Consider the following 17,455-nt stretch of genomic DNA (forward strand, 5'->3'; position numbering starts at 1 on the left):
AAATGCGCTATCTATGTGCCTACGTGGTTTAATCCTATAAGGCATACTATTACGCTAACCTAAGGCGAACTTAGGTGTCTTAGGCGGTAAAACCCCCAAGCCTTAAAAACAAAAGAAGCCCCGAGTTATCGAGGCTTCTATTTTGTAATAACGTGTTCTAATTATTTTGCATTTGCTTTGGCGTGATCGGCCAAGAAAGTAGCCAAACCCGTATCGGTTAACGGATGTTTCAGCAAGGCGGTAATGGCCGACAATGGCGCAGTAATGACATCGGCACCCAATTTGGCACAATTTACAATGTGCAACGGCCCGCGGATAGAAGCAGCCAAAATTTGAGTAGGATAGCCATAGTTGTCAAAAATCAAACGGATATCTTCAATCAATTGCAAGCCATCGGTAGAAATATCATCCAAACGGCCCAAAAATGGAGAAACGTAAGTTGCACCGGCTTTGGCAGCCAATAAAGCCTGACCAGGAGAGAAAATCAACGTGCAGTTGGTTCTGATACCTTTACCCGAAAAATATTTAATGGCTTTGATACCGTCCTTGATCATCGGTACTTTCACTACGATTTTTGGATTAAGGGCCGCTAAAGCTTCACCTTCCTTTACAATGCCATCAAAATCGGTCGCAATAACTTCGGCACTTACGTTGTCGTCAACAATATCGCAAATGGTTTTATAGTGCGCAATCACATTGGCATCGCCAGAAATGCCTTCTTTGGCCATTAAGCTTGGGTTGGTGGTTACACCGTCTAAAATGCCTAAATCCTGTGCTTCTTTAATCTGGTCTAAATTGGCGGTATCGATAAAAAATTTCATAGTACCTAAATCCTGAAAAGGAAAAATTATGATGAGAAGAACCCTGATTTGTGTCGCCCCTTCAGGGGGTTAGGGGTAAAAAAAAGGGCAAGCAACTTTTATCGCACCGCTACAACCTTCTACCCTTGCTTTGTTCCCAACCTGGGGGAGTTCAAAGGGAGCTGATCGTAAAAGACTTGCCCGGCACAAAGGTAGCAAATACAGTCGTTTTTCAAAAAGGAAATGCGTTTATTTTTAAGAAATCAGGTATCTGATTGATTAGTAGTAGTTTGAATTTAACGATTTTTTAACCAGCTCCAAAATGTTGTACAGCCACCTATTGCAATTTTATTATGCATAAATATTAAATATGATATTACGAATTTGATAAATGAAAACGATTTCGTTAATCAATTTGACAATTATAGTCCCGTATTTTGAATAATATATATATAATTCCTAAAAGTATTGCTGATAATCTAATTTGATGCTCATTTTCGCTATCTTAGTGTTTCATATACACTAACTCAAACCAGATGAAAAACTTGAATGAACCACAAGGATTGTATCGTGAAAGCTTTGAGCACGATGCCTGCGGGATAGGCTTCGTTGCCCACGTGAAAGGGCGTAAATCTCATCAGATTATTTCGGATGCGATTACCATTCTTGAGAACCTAGACCACAGGGGTGCTTGCGGTGCCGAACCCAACACGGGCGACGGTGCCGGAATCATGATTCAAGTTCCGCACGAATTCCTTTTCGACGAATGTTTAAAAACCGGCTTCAGCCTGCCGGCCTATGGCGATTATGGCGTAGGGATGCTCTTTTTGCCCAAAGAAATCAGGGCCCGCGAAGAATGCAGGGAGATTATTTACCGCACCGCCGAAAAACTCGGCCTCGAAGTGCTCGGCTTTAGAAAGGTACAGGTAGATACCACCGATATCGGCAATATGGCCCTATCGGTCGAGCCTGAAATTGAGCAGGTATTTGTGGCCCGGCCATACCAAATTGCCGAGGGTGCCGATTTCGAGCGCAAGCTGTTTGTGTTCAAAACCTATTTAACCAAAACCATTTACAGTACCGTAGCAGGCAGCAAGCAGGATTTCTATATTGCTTCGTTTTCTTCGCGTACCATTATATATAAAGGTCAGCTCACCTCTTTGCAGGTGCGCACTTATTTTACCGAATTGAGCGATAAACGTATGGTATCGGCCTTTGGCCTGGTACATTCGCGTTTTGCCACCAATACTTTCCCATCGTGGCGATTGGCCCAGCCGTTCAGGTTTATTGCCCACAATGGCGAAATCAATACCTTGCAAGGCAATTTGAACTGGTTCAGGTCGAGCGTAAAATCGTTTACCTCGCCGTATTTTACACCAGAAGAACTGAACATGATTTTGCCGGTTATCGACGAAACCCAGTCGGATTCTGGCTGTTTAGATAACGTGGTGGAACTTTTATTACACGCTGGCCGTTCTTTGCCACATGTGTTGATGATGCTTATTCCGGAAGCCTGGGATGGCAACGAAGACATGGATCCGATTAAAAAGGCATTCTACCAATTCCACGCCTCATTGATGGAGCCTTGGGATGGTCCGGCGGCAATTGCCTTTACCGATGGCAACCTGATTGGTGCTACTTTAGACCGTAACGGCCTACGTCCATCGCGCTATGCCTTAACCAGCGACGACCGCGTAATTATGGCTTCCGAATCTGGAGCCTTGGCCATTGATCAAAGTACCATCATCGAAAAAGGGCGTTTAACCCCTGGCAAGATGTTCGTGGTGGATATGCAGCAAGGCCGTATCATCAGCGACGAAGAAATCAAGAAACAGGTATGTGGCCGCAGGCCTTATGCCGACTGGATTAACCAATACCAGATCAAATTGGAGGAATTGCCAGAGCCAAGGCTCATGTTTACCAATTTATCGCAGGATTCGATTTTTAAATACCAACAGGTTTTTGGCTATACCCGCGAAGACATCGATTTGTTGCTCAAACCCATGGCTATTGAAGGCAAAGAAGCGATTGGCTCGATGGGTACCGATACGCCTTTGGCCATTTTATCGAAACAGCCACAACATCTTTCTTCTTATTTCAAACAGTTGTTTGCCCAGGTAACCAATCCGCCAATTGATCCGATCCGCGAAAAAGTGGTGATGAGCTTGGCCGGATTTATGGGCAACAACGGCAACTTGCTGGAAGAAAACCAGATGCAGTGCCATTGTGTTGGTATCAAGCACCCGATTTTGACCAATCTAGAACTCGAAAAACTGAGGAGTATCGATACCGGATTGTTCCAGTCGAAAACGCTCCAAACCTATTTCAGGGCTAACGATAAGCCTGGATCGATGGCTAAAGCCCTAGATCGCTTGTGCCGTTATGCAGTTGATGCCGTAGAAGATGGTTTTCAGGTTATCGTGCTTTCAGACAGGGCAATCGACTCAGAACATGCCGCTATTCCGTCATTATTGGCGGTTTCGGCGGTGCATCATCATCTGATCAGAAAAGGCTATCGTGGCGCCGTAGGCATTGTGGTAGAAGCTGGCGATGTTTGGGAGGTTCACCATTTCGCTACCTTGATTGGTTTTGGCGCAACGGCAGTAAATCCGTATTTGGCATTGGAAACCATCAGCCATTTTGATCAAGAAAGTGGCCTGAAACCAGAAAAACTGATTTCGAACTATATCTATGCCGTAAACAATGGCTTGTTAAAGATTTTCTCTAAAATGGGAATTTCCACCTTGCAGTCGTACCACGGCGCACAGATTTTCGAAATCTTAGGCATCAATGAGCAAGTAGTGGACACGCATTTTACAGGTGCCGTATCGCGTATTGGTGGCTTAGGCTTGGATGAAATTGCTTACGAAACATTAATCAAGCACCGTCGTAGCTTTGGGCCACAAACCCAGGCCGAGCATTTGCTTTCGGCAGGAGGTACTTATAAATGGAGAAGAAGGGGCGAAAAACATTTGTTCAATCCCGAAACCATCCACTTGTTGCAAAACTCGACACGCAGAAAAGACTACGAAACCTTTAAGAAATACTCCAAACTCATTAACGACCAAACGGCACAAGCTTATACCATCCGTGGTTTGTTGGAGTTCAACTATAACCGTTCGTCGGTTCCCTTGGAAGAAGTAGAACCTATCGAATCGATTTTAAAGCGTTTTGCCACAGGAGCGATGTCGTTCGGATCGATTTCGCACGAGGCACACTCCACTTTGGCCATTGCCATGAACCGCATTGGCGGCAAGAGCAATACCGGCGAAGGTGGCGAAGACGAAATTCGCTACCAAAAGCTGGAAAACGGCGATTCGATGCGATCGGCCATCAAACAGATCGCTTCTGCACGCTTTGGGGTAACCAGTTATTACTTGACCAATGCCGACGAATTGCAGATTAAAATGGCACAAGGCGCCAAGCCTGGCGAAGGCGGCCAGTTGCCTGGCCACAAAGTAGACGATTGGATTGCCAAAGTTCGTCACGCTACACCTGGTGTAGGTTTGATTTCGCCACCGCCACATCACGATATTTATTCGATTGAAGACTTGGCTCAGCTGATTTTCGACCTGAAAAATGCCAATCGTGCTGCTAGAATCAACGTAAAATTGGTTTCAAAAGCAGGTGTGGGTACCATTGCAGCTGGTGTGGCCAAAGCACATGCCGATGTAATTTTGGTGTCTGGCTACGATGGCGGTACCGGAGCTTCGCCTTTAACATCTATCCAACATGCCGGTTTGCCTTGGGAGCTTGGCTTGGCCGAAGCGCACCAAACCTTGGTTAAAAACCGCTTGAGAAGCAGGGTAGTAGTACAAACCGATGGCCAGCTGAAAACCGGTCGCGATATTGCCATTGCCGCTTTATTGGGCGCCGAAGAATGGGGCGTAGCTACGGCGGCCTTGGTTACTTCGGGCTGCATCATGATGCGCAAATGCCATTTGAATACCTGTCCGGTAGGCGTGGCCACACAAGATCCGGATTTGAGGAAATTGTTTACTGGCGATCCAGACCATGTAGTCAACTTATTCTACTTCCTGGCCGAAGAACTGCGCGAAATCATGGCCGAATTAGGCTTCAGAACCGTAAACGAGATGATTGGTCAGTCTGATGCCTTGCGCATGAGGCCAATTGACAATGCCGATTGGAAACTGAAATATGTAAACCTCGCACCAATCTTGCACAAAGAGCCTGATCATGGCGAACCTTTGTACCAAACCGAGTTCCAAGACCACGGTTTAGGAAATGTATTGGATCACCAACTGATCGAAAAAGCACAGCCAGCCATTTTGAACAACGAGCCTGTGTTTGCCAATTTCGAGGTTAAAAATACCGATAGGGCTATTGGTACCATGCTTTCGAATGAGATTTCGAAAGTGCATCAAAGCGCAGGATTGGCCCCCGATACCATCAACTTTAAATGCGTGGGTTCTGCCGGACAAAGTTTCGGTGCATTTGCCACTAAAGGCTTAACCTTATCTTTAGAAGGCGAAGGTAACGACTACGTAGGCAAGGGTTTATCGGGTGCTAAATTGGTCATCTATCCATTTGGCAACATCAACTATGTGCCAGAACAGAACATCATTATCGGCAACGTAGCCCTGTATGGTGCCACTTCGGGCGAGTTGTATGTACGTGGCAAAGCGGGTGAGCGTTTCGCGGTACGCAACTCGGGTGCTACGGCAGTGGTAGAAGGTGTGGGCGACCATGGCTGCGAGTACATGACCGGTGGCGAAGTATTGGTAATTGGCGATACAGGAAGCAATTTTGCCGCAGGAATGAGTGGAGGCATTGCCTGGATTTACGATACTGCCGGAACTTTTGCCAAGAAATGCAATCCCGAAATGGTCGATTTAGATCCATTGCAAGCCGAGGACGAAGAAAGAATAATCACTTTACTTAAAAATCATATTAGGTTAACCAACAGTAGGGTTGCCGAGTTTATATTAAGTGATTGGGAAGCGCAGTCGGCACATTTTGTGAAAGTATTCCCTAAAGAGTACAAAGCAGTTTTATTACAACGTCAACAAGTTAAAATCAACTAACCATGGGAAAAGTGACAGGATTTCTTGAATTCGAAAGAGTTTCGCCTTCAAGACAGGAACCAGCAGAACGCATTAAACATTACGATGAGTTCTTACAGGCTTTGCCAAATGAACAGTTGAACAAACAGGCTGCGCGTTGTATGGATTGTGGGGTGCCTTTTTGCCAATCGGGTTGTCCGTTGGGCAACGTCATACCAGAATTTAACGATGCCGTTTACCGTGGCGATTGGCTGAATGCGACGGAGATTTTGCTCAGCACCAACAATTTCCCTGAATTTACCGGTAGGATTTGTCCAGCGCCCTGCGAAAGTGCTTGCGTATTGGGTATCAATAAACCACCTGTATCTATCGAGGAGATTGAAAAACATATTATCGAAATTGCTTTCGAGAAAGGCTATATCAAAGCCAATGCACCATTAATCAGAACCGGAAAACGCATAGCCGTTATCGGTTCAGGTCCAGCCGGATTAGCCACTGCTGCACAGCTGAATAAGGCTGGGCACGAAGTGGTAGTTTTTGAACGCGACGATGTACCGGGTGGTTTGCTTCGCTATGGTATTCCCGATTTCAAATTGCAAAAAGATGTCGTAGAAAGAAGGATTAAATTAATGGAAGAAGAAGGCATTACCTTTAAATGCAATGCCAATGTGGGCGAAAACGTAGAGCTGAGTACTTTGTTGAGAGATTATCATGCCATTGTATTGGCTGGTGGCTCCACCATTCCGCGCGATTTGAATTTGCCATGCAGGGAGTTAGACGGCATCCATTTCGCTATGGATTTCCTCAAACAACAAAACAAGCGCGTTGGTGGACGTGAAGTGACCGACAAACCGCTAATGGCAACTGGCAAAAACGTGATTGTAATTGGCGGTGGCGATACGGGTTCTGACTGTATCGGTACTTCTAACCGTCACGGTGCCAAATCGGTTACCCAATTCGAAATCATGCCTACGCCGCCGCAAAGCAGGCCCGAACACATGCCTTGGCCACAATATCCGATGCTGTTAAAGGTCACTTCTTCGCATGAGGAAGGAGCCAGCAGGAATTGGGCCGTGAACACCAAAAAGTTCATTGCCGACGAACAAGGAAACTTAAAAGCATTGAGTGTAGTAGAAGTAGAGTGGGAAATAGATGCGCTTGGCCGACCAGTGAGTTTTAAGGAGATTGCAGGCACCGAAAAAGAATATCCATGCGAATTGGTTTTATTGGCCATGGGATTTTTGCATCCTCAAAAACAAGGCTTGCTCGAAAAACTAGGCGTAGAACTAGATGCCAAAGGCAATGTAAAAGCAGTGGAAGGTCAATATCAAACCAATATTCCGAAGGTTTTTGCCGCTGGCGATATGCGTAGAGGCCAATCTTTGGTGGTTTGGGCCATTTCTGAAGGTCGCGAAACTGCCCGCAAGGTCGACGAATACCTGATGGGCTATAGCAAACTGCCCTCAAAAGACGCGATTGCCTACGCCTAAATAAGTATAGTTTTTCCCAAATTATAACGATAACCACAGTTAAGCATTTGCTGACTGTGGTTTTTTGTTTTGCAATTCTAAAGCAAGCAATCAAAACTAAGTAGCATTGTAATTAAAATATTATGTTAAAAGCTGTTAATTTACAGTCTTTTACACAAAGTCTTCTGTACATTTAAGAATTGACCGGAAATCATTAAACCCATGACCAAACAGTTCTTCTTGTTAACGCTCGTTTTATTTTCGCTTTTAAGCTACGGGCAACAGCCAACCAAAAAATATGTACAAAACAACATGGCAACAATTGCCACTATTGAACCTGATTCTTTAAATTTTAAAGACTTAGAAGCTATTGGAAATGCAATTGGCGATTCGAGAATAGTTATGCTTGGAGAGCAAGATCATGGAGATGCACCCACATTTTTGGCAAAAACCAGGTTGATCAAGTACCTACATGAAAAAAAGGGCTTTAATGTAGTGGCTTTCGAAAGTGATTTTTTTGCCCTTACGGAAGGATGGGAAAAATTGAACAAAGAAAAATCGGCAACCAATAAATTTATACGCAACAATATTTTCTCGTTATGGTCAAACAGTAAGGAGTGTGAAAATCTGTTTTACTCCTATATTCCAAGCACGCTACAAAGTGGCCATCTCATAATTATAGCCGGTTTTGATAGCCAGGTACATGCCAATTACAGCAAGGAAAACCTGAAGACTTTTATTGATAATTACTTGAAAAACAAAAATATCGATTTTGTGAAGACACCCAACTATCAGTCAGAGTTCCTTTCGGTAATGGATGGAGAACCGCTCATATCCTGGGCCAAACCACACGCGTCATTTGTAAATGCCATCAATACCATTATTAGTCAGTTGCCTAAAAAAGACAGCACCAGCTTTGAAATGATGGTCTTAAAAAGCATGCGGGAGAATAGTAGGAGCACGATGCAGTATAGAACCAACCCCAAGGAATATAGCGATATCAGAGACCAGCAAATGGCCGAAAACCTAAAATGGCTGGTACAGTACAAATATCCGAATGAGAAGATCATCGTTTGGGCGGCAAATGCGCATATCCTTAAAAACCAGATTTTCATCAAGGTACCTAAAGCCGATCGACAGCCAATGGGTAACTTTTTTACACAGGATGAGCTGTTGGCCAAAAGTACCTATATACTGGGTTTCAATGCTAGGCAAGGTACGGCTGGCAGGCTGACAAAAGAAAGCAAATACGCCATACAAGCTCCTAAAGCAACTGGTTTTGAAACCTGGATACCTGATGATACCAAGTTTGCTTTTGTCGATTTCAAGAAGTTCAGGGAAAAATATCCAAATCAATCAACGTATTTTTTCATGAAAGGCATTGGGCATTCTAATGCTTATGCGCTATGGACCAATATTTACGATGGTGTTTTTTACATTAGGGATATGTATCCTAGTGAAAAAATGGAGTGAGAAAAATCTACAATAAAAAAATGAGGAAGTTGCAGCAATGCGATTTTGTAGCTGATTTTGGCATTATCATCTAAATTGTATTGGAAGACTCCTGATGGCTTTATGGAATTTGTGATTTTCAATCATCATTTTATTAAACTCAAAAAATGCTACTGAAAAAACTACTTATTTTACTCCTAGTATTATGTTCATATGGCTTGCAGGCTCAAACCAATTTTCGCCAAATAGAAATTGCATTGGGCAAGCAGAGAAATGAACAGAAAATATCCGACAATGAGTACTATTCAAGACTTAAAAGCGAAGCTGGAGTTCTCAGTGAGTTGAATTTATGGATAGAATCTGAAGATACGATTGTCGTTAAATCCGGTACCAAAAAGCTCAGCCTTCGCTTTCCCGAAAAATTCCAAATCGTCATGCCCAATGGCAATAAATATGCACAGGCTTATCTGCAAAACAATACTTCCGATTCGCTTCATATTGCCAGGATAGACGCTACAATTAATAAGGTTAAGGAATATTTTTTCATCAACAAAAAATGGGTGGCTTATAGAACAAACGGAACATCGACTTGTGGAAATAGTTACTTTGACAGTAAACTGGCGCCTCATAGGCAGCTCACCCTTCATTTGGATAATGAAGATTTAACAAAGGGCAAAAATAAAATCAAGTATAAGATTCAAATCAATTTGGGTAATCAGGTCATCGAATCAAATGTGATTACTGTGCGTCTGTACGATAGCCAACTTAAACGCATTACAGAAAGCACCTTAAAAACGAAATGAGTCGTGATTTTGGTTCTTTCGAGCTTTTAGATTCCTTCTAAATAATTACGAGCCATTTTAAACCAACGTTCTTATTCCGATATTAGGTAATTATCCCTTAAACGCCGTTACCTTATGTCTGAAGCAGCTCACAATCAAGCAGGCGATACCCGTCGCGATTTCCTGAAAAAAACATCTCTGGCCGCCGCTTTATCCTTGGCACCAGCTACCATTTTAAAGGCAGCCGATCAAAAAATGGACGAACGCTTTGCGGAGCTGTTCGAAAAAATACCGTTGAATTTAAAGGTGAATAATAAGGCCTACAGCCTCAAAGTTGAACCTAGGGTTACCTTATTAGATTTGCTACGGGAACAACTGCACCTTACAGGCACCAAAAAAGGTTGCGACCATGGCCAATGTGGGGCTTGTACCGTTCACGTAGATGGACAACGCGTAAATTCCTGCTTCAGTTTGGCCGTGATGAACGATGGGAAGAGCGTAACCACCATTGAAGGTTTGGCCAATGGCGATGATTTGCATCCCATGCAAGCCGCTTTTATCAAGCACGATGGCTTTCAGTGTGGCTATTGCACACCCGGTCAGATCATGAGCGCAGTGGCCTGCGTACGGGAGGGACATGCCAATTCGAGAGAAGAAATCAGGGAATACATGAGTGGCAATATCTGCCGTTGCGGCGCTTATCCCAATATTGTGGATGCCATACAAGAGGTAAAAGAGAAAGGAGCCAAAGTATGATCAATTTTCAATACCTCAGAACATCGGTTGTCAAAACAGCCTTGGGACTGATTGCCAAGGATTCTAAAGCTACTTTCATTGCTGGGGGTACTAATCTCGTCGACTTGATGAAAAGGGGCGTAACGGCGCCAGAAAAACTGATCGACATCAACAGCCTGCCCTTAAAAGAAATCAGTTATGCCAATAACCTGTTACAGGTAGGCGCACTGGCTACGAATACGGCCTTGGCCGAAGCCTCGATTGTAAAAGAGAAGTTCCCCTTGCTTAGCCTCGCTATCCAGGCGGGTGCTTCGGCGCAGCTGCGCAATGTGGCTACTGTAGGTGGCAACATGATGCAACGCACGCGGTGTGGTTATTTTTACGATACCACAATGCCCTGCAACAAACGCGAACCCGGTAGTGGCTGTGGGGCTATTGGAGGCTATAACCGGATGCATGCCATTTTTGGCACTTCCGAAAACTGCATTGCCGTTCATCCGAGCGATATGTGCGTTGGTTTGGTTGCATTGGATGCACAGGTAACCATTGTGGGCCCCAAGGGCGAACGCAAAATCCGTTTTGCCGATTTTCATAAACTGGCCGGAAACACGCCTGAAAAAGACAATACGCTACAAAAAGGCGAATTGATCAAGTCCGTTGAAATTCCGGCCAATAATTTCCATAAAAACTATCATTACCTTAAGGTACGCGACCGTTCTTCGTATGCTTTTGCACTGGTTTCGGTTGCGGCAGCCATGGATATTAAAAACGGGCTCATTAACGATGTACGTCTCGCTATGGGTGGTGTGGCACACAAACCTTGGCGATTAACCGAAGCCGAGCAATTTTTGAAAGGAAAAACCCCTAACAAAACCAATTTTGAACAAGCGTCCAAAATAGCCATGAATGGTGCCAAGAGCTTTGGCGAGAACGATTTCAAGCTCACCTTGGCACCCCATGCAATAGTAGAAGCATTAACCTTAGCCCAAGCGAAAACAGCCTGATATGGAAGATTTATTTTTTTTAGACGAAAACGATCGTGTTGATGGCGTAGCAAAGGTAACTGGAAAAGCCAAATACTTTGCCGAATTTCAGTTGCCGGGCCTTGTTTATGGTGTTTTGGTAACCAGTACCATCACCAAAGGCAAAATTACCGCCATCGATGCCAAAGCGGCCAATAATGCGCCTGGGGTTTTAGGCATCTTATCGCATTTGAACAAACCTTCGGTACCTGCCTACGAACAGGAAGGCGGTTCGCCGATGAAGATTTTTTATACCGATCAGGTATTTTTTAACGGACAGCCTATTGCCTTGGTAGTGGCCGATACTTTTGAAAGAGCTACCTACGCGGCTTCATTGGTTAAAGTAAGCTACGAAAAAGCCAGTTTCAATACCGATTTTGAAGGCAGCATCAAAGATCCAAAAGCAAAAAAGCTACAAGGACAAGCACCTTATAAACGTGGTCTTGAAGACGCCTACAAAACGGCGGAAGTCAAAATCGAGGCCACTTACACCTTGCCGGTAGAAACCCATAACCCCATGGAACTGCATGGCATTATTGCCGATTGGGGGCCTAACGATAAAGTAACGCTTTATGCCAAGACGCAAGGCGTAAAATCGACCCAAAATACGGTGGCCAATACCTTTAAGATCCCGGCAGAAAATATTCAGGTGAATTCGGAGTTCGTAGGTGGTGGCTTCGGGATGGCTTTAAGAACTTGGCCATTGGAAATCGCAGCGGTAATGGCCTCCAAGCAATTGAAGAAGCCGGTTAAGCTGGTCATTACCCGCGACCAAATGTTTACGATGGTAGGCAATAGACCAGCATCGCACCAAAAAATAGGTTTGGGTGCCAGTAAAGACGGAAAAATTACGGGGATTACCCATACTGCTTTCGGGCAAGGGGCAACTTATGAGAACTTTACGGAAGGCGTGGTAAACATGAGCAAGTTTATGTATGCCTCTGAAAATGTGAACACCAATTATTATGTGGTACCCTTGGATATGGGCGTACCGATTTGGATGCGTGGTCCGGGCGAGGCCACGGGCGCTTTTGCGTTGGAGAGTGCCATTGACGAGTTAGCGCATGCCTTGGATATGGATCCCCTCGATTTCAGGATCAAAAATGACCCCGAAACCGATTTGGCCCAAAACAGGCCCTTTTCTAGCAAGTATGTAAAGGAAGCCTATCGTTTGGGCGCTGCTAAAATTGGCTGGAGCAACAGAAAAAACAAACCAGGAAGCCTCAGCGATGGCCCTTGGCAATTGGGCTATGGCGTAAGTGTAGGTGTGTTTAACGCTTCCCGTGGTAGGGCAAGCGTAAAAGGCATACTCAAGGCTGATGGAACTTTGGTTTTGCAAAGTGCAACCAGCGATATTGGTCCAGGTACGGGAACAGGCATGACCTTGATTGCCAGTAGGCTGATGGGACTTCCGGTAGATAAAATTACTTTCGAATTAGGCGATTCATCGTTGCCACCCGCGCCAAGCCAGGGAGGTTCTGCAACGCTTTCTACGGTAGGTTCGGCAGTAAATGATGTGTGCGTTTCCCTAAAATCGACCATTGCCGAATTGGCGGCCAATTCCAATATGCCCGCCACTTCAAATTTTGTGGAGGTGCTTAAAAAGAACAACCTGCCTATGATTGAAGTGACCAAGCAGTCGCAGGGCAGCTCGGAAGCCAGAAATTATTCGATGTATTCTTTCTCCATCCACTTTGTGCAGGTAAAAGTGCATCAAACTACAGGCGTGGTTAAGGTAAGCAAAATCGTTTCGGTGGGAGATTCCGGAAAAATAGTAAGCCCAAAAACCGCGCGAAGCCAAATGATAGGAGGCGCGGTAGGAGGTATTGGGATGGCGCTAACCGAAGAAGCTATCCTCGATAACCGCTATGGTCGTTATGTAAACAACAATTTTGCCGATTACCATGTGCCGGTCAATGCCGATGTACCCGATATCGATGTGATTTTTATCGACAAGCCCGATCCGGTCATCAACCCAATGGGCGCCAAAGGAATGGGCGAAATTGCCTTGATCGGTTTTTCTGCTGCCGTAGCCAATGCCGTATTCAATGCTACTGGCAAAAGAATCAGGAGCCTGCCTATCACACCCGATAAAATTCTAACCGCATAATGTTTTCCTTTAAATAGAATAACAAAAAATCCCGCTAGTGAATAAACTAACGGGATTTTGTTTTAAACGAAGCGCGCTGCAAAGCGGCTTAACGTTTGATGCTTAGTACAAAGTGAACTCTACACGACGGTTGGCTTGACGGCCAGCTGCAGTTTTATTGGTTGCAATTGGTTGGTCTGGACCGTAACCAGTAGCTTCGATACGTGAAGCATTGGCACCTTGACCTACCAAGTAAGCTTTCACAGCTTCTGCTCTGTCTTTAGACAAACGCAAGTTTAATGCTCTTGAACCGGTGTTATCGGTGTGGCCAGCTAATTTCAAGCTGAAATCTTTAGTCATCAATAATGAAGCTACATTGTTTAAGCTTGCATATGATTTTTGACGGATGGTAGATTTACCCAAGTCAAATTCCAAGTTTTTAATGGCCTCGGCAACTACTTTACGATCAGCTTCGGTTACCACAACTTTGGTTTCTTTAATTACCTGAGGTTTTGGAGTAACCAACGGACAACCTGAACCGTCAACTACAGTACCAGCAGGGGTACCTGGACATTTATCGAATTTGTTGGCTACGCCATCACCGTCATCATCGCCCATATCTTTGGCATATTGCGCTCTATCTCTTTCTGCATTTTGCTCAGCAGTAGACAAAGCTCTTCTCAACTCATCGCTTTCTTCTTTGCTTTGGATGCGTACGCTAGCCAAAGAGCTGTAGTTTTGCAATTGTGGTTTCTCTTTTTTGCCTAATGCAAACTCTAAACCAGCATGGGCATAAGTAAATTTATCGTTTCTTAAACCATTGCTTCCGTCAAATTTGCCCGATTTTACAAAGTTTACATCGTAGCCTAAATCAAGGTTGATGCCTTTAGTTACGCCAACTTTGAAACCGATACCTGTTGGAATAAACCAGTTTTCCATATAGCTCTGGTTGTTTTGTACAGCACCGTTGTAGTAATCTGCACCCGACGACATATAGCCGGCACCAGCTTTAACGTAAGGGATCAACACGGCATTTTCATTGTTGATGTTGATATTGGCAATGTTGTAAACCGCAGTTAAGGCACCAGACCACTGGATGTGGGTTTTGAAGCCAGAATTGGCAATATAGGTAGGATCTCCATTGGCATCAACACCAAATTGGCTTCTTAAACCCTCAACCTTACCGGCCAAGAATTCGGCTTGGATGCCCAAAGAAGGCAAAATTTGTTTTTTGATATAACCACCATAACCTATATTTTCTTTTGCGGTTTGGAAATCACGGAATTTTCCATCAAATAATGTTCTTGGTGTCAATACACCGCCATGAACTCCAACAGACCAAGTACGGAAACTTTGGGTGGAGAAGCGATCTGCCGTAGGCGTTTGCGCAAATACCTGAGTAGATAAGCCAAGCGCTGCAACCAGCATTGTCGATTTGATAATTTTTGTGTTCATGTTTTTTTGTTTTTGTAAGTGTTCTTAAACGTAACTCAACAAGTTTGTTACATCCACCACAAAGAAAAAACCCTGCCAAAAAGGTACAGAACAACATCAACTTACATGATTTCAGTAAGTTAGCCGGCTTATTTTGAAAAGCCTTACATTTTGGGCTTAACGTAAAAAAAGGTAAAAATTGTATACTTTACTAGACAAAATCAGCTTTTGGCACTGGGATTCTTCAAACTGTTTTCTAGTTTTTCGATGGCTTTTTCGATACGGTCGAGCCTCGTTTTTTCCTGCTTGGCCGTTAAGATCCAAAGCACGTATTCTTTTTGGTTAGAATAGGAGAGCTGCTCGTAAAAAGCCAAGGCTTTTGTGCTTCTTTCCAAGGCATTTTTAAGGTCGACCGGAAGCTTCACTTTTTTGTTGGCCACGTCAATGTACTCGCCAAAGGCATTGCCCGTAATTTCCTGATTGCCAACACCTGATTTCTTTTGGGCATCGGCAGGTTTGATCCTTAAGGCCGTCCAGGTTTCGTTAATGGCGGCCGAAGCGCAGGGTGCCAGGTTAAACACCTTTAAATCATCCCACGATTGCATCAGGTTTAAATCGGTAGCTAACCCTGATTTGGCTTTGGGATATAAAATCCAGCAGATGGTTTTGGCACCAATCGAAATAGCGTTTGCTTTTAGTGCATCCATCATGGCCGTTTTGGTTTGCGCGAAAATCAGGATGGCATCAAAATCGGCCTGTGGAGCAAAAGAAACGTCAATAGTTGTAGGTATAGGATCGAAAATGGCACTGGCATTAGCCGGCGCATTGACAATATTTACCTTAAATCCAGGTTTTACCTGCAGTTTTTTGAAAAGTGCGTGTTCCATGAGCTACAATCTGAGTTTGGCAAAGAAATCCCAAAGTACGATGCCGGCAGAAATCACAATATTAAAAGAATGTTTGGTGCCAAATTGCGGTATTTCTATACAGCCATCAATGTTTTTCATGGCTTCGTCGCTTACGCCATTTACTTCGTTTCCGAAAATCAGCGCATATTTTTTATTCGTGTCGGGTTTAAAAACATTGAGCATGGTGCTGTTCTCGGCCTGCTCAATGGCTATAATTTCATAACCATGTGCCTTTAGGCTGTTAATAGCCGTTAGCGTATCGGCAAAATGAATCCAATCGACAGATTCGGTAGCGCCCAAAGCCGTTTTTTCGATTTCGCGGTGCGGAGGCTGCGCCGTAATGCCACACAATACTACCTTTTCGATGGCAAAACCATCAGCCGTTCTAAATACCGAACCTACATTGTGCATGCTCCGCACATTATCCAACACCACTACTACAGGCAGTTTTTCCTGTTCCTTAAATTCCTGTACGCCTACACGGTTCAGTTCGTCGAGTTTCAGTTTTCGCATGTACAAACTTAGAAAAACCTAATTATTTTGAATGGCATCACGGGTAAATTAATTAACCGGAACAGCCAGGGCCTTTACGCCGTCGCCAATGGCATGCACGTAAATGGCTGCCGGATAACCAATTTTAGCCACGTAATCTTCGGTTAGGTGCTTGGCGAAATCTTGTTCATAACCCTTTTGAAGCAAAGCAATGGCACAGCCGCCAAATCCGGCACCGGTCATGCGCGCGCCGATCACATGCGCGTAGTTCTTACAAAAATCTACCACGGCATCCAGCTCTTTTCCGGTAACTTCATAAAGCTCTTTTAGCGATTGGTGCGAAGCATACATCAAACGGCCAAATTCTTCAAGTTCGCCGGCATTGAGCGCTTTGGCTGCCAAGTGCACCCGATCATTTTCCCTAACCACGTGGGTTGCTCTTTTCAATACGGTTTCGTTGGCAATCAAATGGCTATGCAAGGCGAATTTTTCGGCATTGAGCTCGCAAAGGTTATTGACGTTGATTTCCTGTTGCAGTGCCTTCAAGGCTTCCTGGCATTCGGCAACACGTTCATTGTATTTCGATTCGGAAAGTTCGCGGGTTTTATTGGTATTGATGATGGCCAAAATATAGTCGCCAAGCTGACAATCTACTACTTTGTATTTCAAGGTATCGCAATTCAGCACCAAAGCCTTGTCGGCTTCGCCAAAAGCAATGGCAAACTGGTCCATAATGCCAGAATTAACGCCTATAAATTCGTTTTCTACTTTTTTGGAAAGCTTAACCAGTTCGAGTTTGTCGTGGCCCAATTGGTAATAATCGTTAAGCGCATAGGCGGTAAGCACCTCGATAGAAGCCGACGACGAAAGGCCAGAGCCGATGGGAATATTGCCATAATAAAGCAAATCGAGGCCAGTTGCCAGCTTCCAACCTTTGCCCTGAAGTTCGTTAATAACGCCCAAAGGATAGTTGTACCATTCGCCACCCGTCTTTTCATAGCTGTTTTGCAGGGCAAAGTTGCCTTCGTCCTTAAAATTCATGCTTTTAAAACGGATCACCCCCTCGTTGTTTGGCGCCAAGAGCAACCAGGTTCCGGCCGTAATGGCACAAGGCATCACCAAGCCTCCGTTGTAGTCGATATGTTCGCCAATTAAATTCACCCGGCCCGGGGCAAAATACGTAGCAGCTGGATCTTGTTGGTAATGTTCGTTAAATACGTCGGTTAATTGGTTTTTCATGTTTTAGTT

General features: G+C 44.4%; 12 protein-coding genes and 1 other RNA gene. 7 read left to right on the forward strand and 6 right to left on the reverse strand.

Annotated elements, in window-relative coordinates; genetic code table 11:
• Window positions 1–161: 161 nt before the first annotated feature.
• Window positions 162–821 (reverse strand): fructose-6-phosphate aldolase, encoded by a 660-nt coding sequence (gene fsa, locus VRU48_RS04050; protein ID WP_330106641.1) that lies wholly within the window; start codon window positions 819–821, stop codon window positions 162–164.
• Window positions 822–903: 82 nt separating this feature from the next.
• Window positions 904–1,003, reverse strand: an RNA gene (ffs, locus tag VRU48_RS04055) — signal recognition particle sRNA small type.
• 333 nt (window positions 1,004–1,336) lie between these two features.
• Here ffs and gltB point away from each other — a divergent pair.
• The 7 genes from gltB to VRU48_RS04090 all read left to right on the forward strand — a co-directional run bounded on the left by gltB (window position 1,337) and on the right by VRU48_RS04090 (window position 13,394).
• Window positions 1,337–5,845 carry a glutamate synthase large subunit gene (gltB, locus tag VRU48_RS04060; protein ID WP_330106642.1) on the forward strand — a complete coding sequence of 1,503 codons (4,509 nt, stop codon included), beginning with the start codon at window positions 1,337–1,339 and terminating at the stop codon, window positions 5,843–5,845.
• Window positions 5,846–5,847: 2 nt separating this feature from the next.
• The gene (locus VRU48_RS04065) at window positions 5,848–7,314 is read left to right on the forward strand and encodes a glutamate synthase subunit beta (protein ID WP_330106643.1); all 1,467 of its coding nucleotides are present in this window, start codon (window positions 5,848–5,850) and stop codon (window positions 7,312–7,314) included.
• A gap of 201 nt (window positions 7,315–7,515) precedes the next feature.
• Complete coding sequence (locus VRU48_RS04070; protein WP_330106644.1) at window positions 7,516–8,766, forward strand: erythromycin esterase family protein; 1,251 nt, start codon at window positions 7,516–7,518, stop codon at window positions 8,764–8,766.
• A 146-nt stretch (window positions 8,767–8,912) separates the two neighbouring features.
• Window positions 8,913–9,548: a hypothetical protein gene (locus VRU48_RS04075; RefSeq protein WP_330106645.1), complete on the forward strand. Its 636-nt coding sequence runs from the start codon at window positions 8,913–8,915 to the stop codon at window positions 9,546–9,548.
• A gap of 114 nt (window positions 9,549–9,662) precedes the next feature.
• Window positions 9,663–10,283: a (2Fe-2S)-binding protein gene (locus tag VRU48_RS04080; RefSeq protein ID WP_330106646.1), complete on the forward strand. Its 621-nt coding sequence runs from the start codon at window positions 9,663–9,665 to the stop codon at window positions 10,281–10,283.
• Window positions 10,280–11,266, forward strand: a complete 987-nt coding sequence (locus tag VRU48_RS04085; protein ID WP_330106647.1) for an FAD binding domain-containing protein — start codon at window positions 10,280–10,282, stop codon at window positions 11,264–11,266. Before VRU48_RS04080 ends, VRU48_RS04085 begins: the two co-directional genes overlap by 4 nt.
• 1 nt (window position 11,267) lies before the next feature.
• Window positions 11,268–13,394, forward strand: a complete 2,127-nt coding sequence (locus VRU48_RS04090) for a xanthine dehydrogenase family protein molybdopterin-binding subunit (protein WP_330106648.1) — start codon at window positions 11,268–11,270, stop codon at window positions 13,392–13,394.
• A 102-nt stretch (window positions 13,395–13,496) separates the two neighbouring features.
• Here VRU48_RS04090 and VRU48_RS04095 read toward each other — a convergent pair whose 3' ends face one another.
• The 4 genes from VRU48_RS04095 to VRU48_RS04110 form a co-directional block, all read right to left on the reverse strand.
• Complete coding sequence (locus VRU48_RS04095) at window positions 13,497–14,828, reverse strand: OmpA family protein (RefSeq protein WP_330106649.1); 1,332 nt, start codon at window positions 14,826–14,828, stop codon at window positions 13,497–13,499.
• 200 nt (window positions 14,829–15,028) lie between these two features.
• Window positions 15,029–15,694: a YdeI/OmpD-associated family protein gene (locus tag VRU48_RS04100; RefSeq protein WP_330106650.1), complete on the reverse strand. Its 666-nt coding sequence runs from the start codon at window positions 15,692–15,694 to the stop codon at window positions 15,029–15,031.
• A gap of 3 nt (window positions 15,695–15,697) precedes the next feature.
• Window positions 15,698–16,228 (reverse strand): RNA methyltransferase, encoded by a 531-nt coding sequence (locus VRU48_RS04105; RefSeq protein ID WP_330106651.1) that lies wholly within the window; start codon window positions 16,226–16,228, stop codon window positions 15,698–15,700.
• A gap of 48 nt (window positions 16,229–16,276) precedes the next feature.
• Window positions 16,277–17,446: a galactokinase gene (locus tag VRU48_RS04110; RefSeq protein WP_330106652.1), complete on the reverse strand. Its 1,170-nt coding sequence runs from the start codon at window positions 17,444–17,446 to the stop codon at window positions 16,277–16,279.
• Window positions 17,447–17,455: the final 9 nt, after the last annotated feature.

The organism is Pedobacter albus, from assembly GCF_036324255.1.
Lineage (GTDB): Bacteria > Bacteroidota > Bacteroidia > Sphingobacteriales > Sphingobacteriaceae > Pedobacter > Pedobacter albus.

Excerpts from the sequence above, each read along its gene's own strand:
- fsa (WP_330106641.1), bottom strand. The coding sequence starts at position 821 with ATGAAATTTTTTATCGATACCGCCAATTTAGACCAGATTAAAGAAGCA.
- gltB (WP_330106642.1), top strand. The coding sequence starts at position 1,337 with ATGAAAAACTTGAATGAACCACAAGGATTGTATCGTGAAAGCTTTGAG.
- VRU48_RS04065 (WP_330106643.1), top strand. The coding sequence starts at position 5,848 with ATGGGAAAAGTGACAGGATTTCTTGAATTCGAAAGAGTTTCGCCTTCA.
- VRU48_RS04070 (WP_330106644.1), top strand. The coding sequence starts at position 7,516 with ATGACCAAACAGTTCTTCTTGTTAACGCTCGTTTTATTTTCGCTTTTA.
- VRU48_RS04075 (WP_330106645.1), top strand. The coding sequence starts at position 8,913 with ATGCTACTGAAAAAACTACTTATTTTACTCCTAGTATTATGTTCATAT.
- VRU48_RS04080 (WP_330106646.1), top strand. The coding sequence starts at position 9,663 with ATGTCTGAAGCAGCTCACAATCAAGCAGGCGATACCCGTCGCGATTTC.
- VRU48_RS04085 (WP_330106647.1), top strand. The coding sequence starts at position 10,280 with ATGATCAATTTTCAATACCTCAGAACATCGGTTGTCAAAACAGCCTTG.
- VRU48_RS04090 (WP_330106648.1), top strand. The coding sequence starts at position 11,268 with ATGGAAGATTTATTTTTTTTAGACGAAAACGATCGTGTTGATGGCGTA.
- VRU48_RS04095 (WP_330106649.1), bottom strand. The coding sequence starts at position 14,828 with ATGAACACAAAAATTATCAAATCGACAATGCTGGTTGCAGCGCTTGGC.
- VRU48_RS04100 (WP_330106650.1), bottom strand. The coding sequence starts at position 15,694 with ATGGAACACGCACTTTTCAAAAAACTGCAGGTAAAACCTGGATTTAAG.
- VRU48_RS04105 (WP_330106651.1), bottom strand. The coding sequence starts at position 16,228 with ATGCGAAAACTGAAACTCGACGAACTGAACCGTGTAGGCGTACAGGAA.
- VRU48_RS04110 (WP_330106652.1), bottom strand. The coding sequence starts at position 17,446 with ATGAAAAACCAATTAACCGACGTATTTAACGAACATTACCAACAAGAT.